This is a genomic window from Streptomyces sp. NPDC093260 (genome assembly GCF_040683715.1).
Taxonomy (GTDB): domain Bacteria; phylum Actinomycetota; class Actinomycetes; order Streptomycetales; family Streptomycetaceae; genus Streptomyces; species Streptomyces sennicomposti.
In genome coordinates this window covers 1-2,660 of sequence record NZ_JBFBEK010000064.1, presented here as the reverse complement: position 1 = coordinate 2,660, position 2,660 = coordinate 1, and the positions used below count along the sequence as shown (strand labels likewise).

The following is a 2,660-nucleotide window of genomic DNA, read 5'->3' as shown; positions in this document are numbered from 1 at the left end:
GCTCTCCCCCCCCGCCGGCCCCGCCCCCGGGGGGGGGGGGGGGCGGGGCCCGGGGTTCAGGTGCCGGTCTGCCGCGTCCGGGGGCCCCCACCCGATCGGGTCCGCCCCTTCTCCACGTCGTCTCTCCCTGCGGGACTCAGCCCTCGTCGGCCTCGTCCTCGGCCTCAGCCTGGTGACCGGCCTCGGCCTCAGCCGCGTCGCTCGGCGCGGCGGCGTGGCTTTCGGCCCTGGTCTCGGTCTTGTCCTCGTCCTTGGCGTCGCCGTCCCCGGAGTCGTCGAGGGCGTCGGTGAACTCGACGCCGTCCAGCTCGGCCAGGCGGTCGGAGGCGTCGGTGCTGCCGTCGCGGTCGGCCTCGACGGCCTTGGCGAACCACTCCCGCGCCTCCGCCTCACGGCCGACGGCCAGCAGCGCGTCGGCGTAGGCGTACCGCAGCCGCGCGGTCCACGGCTGAACCGAGTAGGAAGCAAGCTCGGGGCTCTGCAGCGTCACGATGGCCGCGTCCAGCTGCCCCATGTCGCGCCGGGCGCCGGCCGCGACGAGCCGCATCTCCACCTGCCCGGCCTTGTCGAGCTTGTTCACCTCCGGCGCGCCGGCCATGTCCAGCGCCTTCTCGGGCCGGCCGAGACCGCGCTCGCAGTCGGCCATGACGGGCCACAGGTCCACGTTGCCGGTCATCCGGCGGGCGGCCCGGAACTCGGCGAGCGCCTCGCTGTACTTCTGGCTCGCGTAGGCGGCGAAGCCGGCGGCCTCCCGGACGGCGGCGACGCGGGAGGCCAGTCGCAGCGCGATCCTGGAGTAGGCGTAGGCGCCCTCGGGGTCCTCGTCGATGAGCCGGGCGACCATCACCAGGTTGCGGGCGACATCGTCGGCGAGCGTCTTGGGCAGGCTCTGCAGCTCCTGCCGGACGTCCTTGTCGATCTCCTCGCCGGTGACCTCCTCGGGGATCGGCAGCCGCTTGATCGGCTCGCGATCCCGGTCGCGCTCGTCGCGGAACCGTCCGCCGCCGCGCCGGTCGTCACGCCGGTCGTCACGGCCGCGGAAGCCACCGGGACGGCCGCCCCGGTCGTCCCGGCGGTCGTCGCGACGGGGGCCGCGCGTGCCACGGTCGTCACGGCCGCGGAAGCCGCCGCGCTCGCCGCGGTCGCTCCGGCCGCCCCGGTCGTCACGGCGGAACGCCGGCCGGTCGTCATCGCGGCGGAAGCCGCCGCGGTCACCGCCGCGCTCGCCACCACGGTGGTCGTCACGCCGGTCGTCGCGACGGAAGGGCGGGCGGTCGTCGTTGCGGCGGTAGGAGGAACGGTCGTCGTCGCGGCGCGGGGCGGGACGGTCGCCCTCACGGCGGTACGAGGGGCGGTCGTCGTCGCGGCGCGGGGCGGGGCGGTCGCCCTCACGACGGTACGAGGGGCGGTCGTCGTCACGGCGCGGGGCGGGGCGGTCGCCCTCACGGCGGAAGCCACCACGGTCACCGCCACGGTCGTCACGCCGGCCGTAACCGCCGTAACCACCACGGTCACCCTCACGACGGTCGTCCCGACGGTCATCGCGCCGGTCGTCCCGGCGGAAACCGCCACGGTCGGGCCGCTCGGAACGCTCGTCGCGGCGGCTGAAGCCGCCCCGGTCGCCCCGGTCGCCCTCACGACGGTCATCGCGACGGCCGTAACCCCGGTCGTCGTCACGACGACCGTAGCCGCGGCGGTCGTCGTCGCGACGGAAACCCGGACGGTCGTCACGCCGGTCGTCCCTGCGGTCGTCACGCCGGTCATCGCGGCGGTACGACGGCCGGTCGTCACGCCGGTCGTCGCGGCGCGGGGCGGGGCGGTCGCCCTCACGGCGGTACGAGGGGCGGTCGTCGTCACGGCGAGGGGCGGGGCGGTCGCCCTCACGGCGGAAGCCACCACGGTCACCGCCACGGTCGTCACGCCGGCCGTAACCGCCGTAACCACCACGATCACCCTCACGACGGTCGTCCCGACGGTCATCGCGCCGGTCGTCCCGGCGGAAACCGCCACGGTCGCCACGGTCGCCGCGGTCGTTGCGCTCGCCGCCGCGGCGGTCGTCGCCACCCCGGCGGTCGTCGCGGCGGCCGTAACCACCGCGGTCGTCGTCACGGCGGCCGAAGCCACCGCGGTCGTTGGGGCGGCGCGGACCCCCGCGGTAGCCGCCGCGGTCACCGCGGTCACCACTGTCCCGGCGGCGCTGGTCGCGCTCGGGACGCTCGTCGGGAGAGTTGGTGGACATCGGTGACTCCTGTCTTCGGTACCGCAAAGTCAGTCTTACGCAGCCGGGTACCCGGTGCGCACGGAAAATAGAAAAGGACCCCTGGTCCCAGCTGAACGCTGGGACCAGGGGTCCTTCCAAAGATTGTTCGGCGGTGTCCTACTCTCCCACAGGGTCCCCCCTGCAGTACCATCGGCGCTGTAAGGCTTAGCTTCCGGGTTCGGAATGTAACCGGGCGTTTCCCTTACGCTATGACCACCGAAACCCTAATGGTTTCGAGCGAACAAGCACACTCTTTAATTGTGAGTTCAGCTCAAAGCCGGCAACTGTTCGTTGCCTCAGAACTTACACAGTGGACGCGAGCAACTGAGGACAAGCCCTCGGCCTATTAGTACCGGTCACCTCCACACGTTACCGTGCTTCCAGATCCGGCCTATCAACC

General features: G+C 73.1%; 1 protein-coding gene, 2 rRNA genes and 1 pseudogene. All 4 read right to left on the bottom strand.

Translation table 11 applies throughout. The features are described 5' to 3' along the window. Window positions 1-136: 136 nt before the first annotated feature. The gene (locus tag AB0N63_RS36055; RefSeq protein WP_365536233.1) at window positions 137-952 is read right to left on the bottom strand and encodes a hypothetical protein; all 816 of its coding nucleotides are present in this window, start codon (window positions 950-952) and stop codon (window positions 137-139) included. A gap of 687 nt (window positions 953-1,639) precedes the next feature. Then, a pseudogene (locus tag AB0N63_RS36050) lies at window positions 1,640-2,140 on the bottom strand (hypothetical protein); the annotation flags it as partial. A gap of 224 nt (window positions 2,141-2,364) precedes the next feature. Next, window positions 2,365-2,481, bottom strand: a 5S ribosomal RNA gene (rrf, locus tag AB0N63_RS36045). Window positions 2,482-2,586: 105 nt separating this feature from the next. Next, a 23S ribosomal RNA gene (locus AB0N63_RS36040) occupies window positions 2,587-2,660 on the bottom strand; the annotation flags it as partial.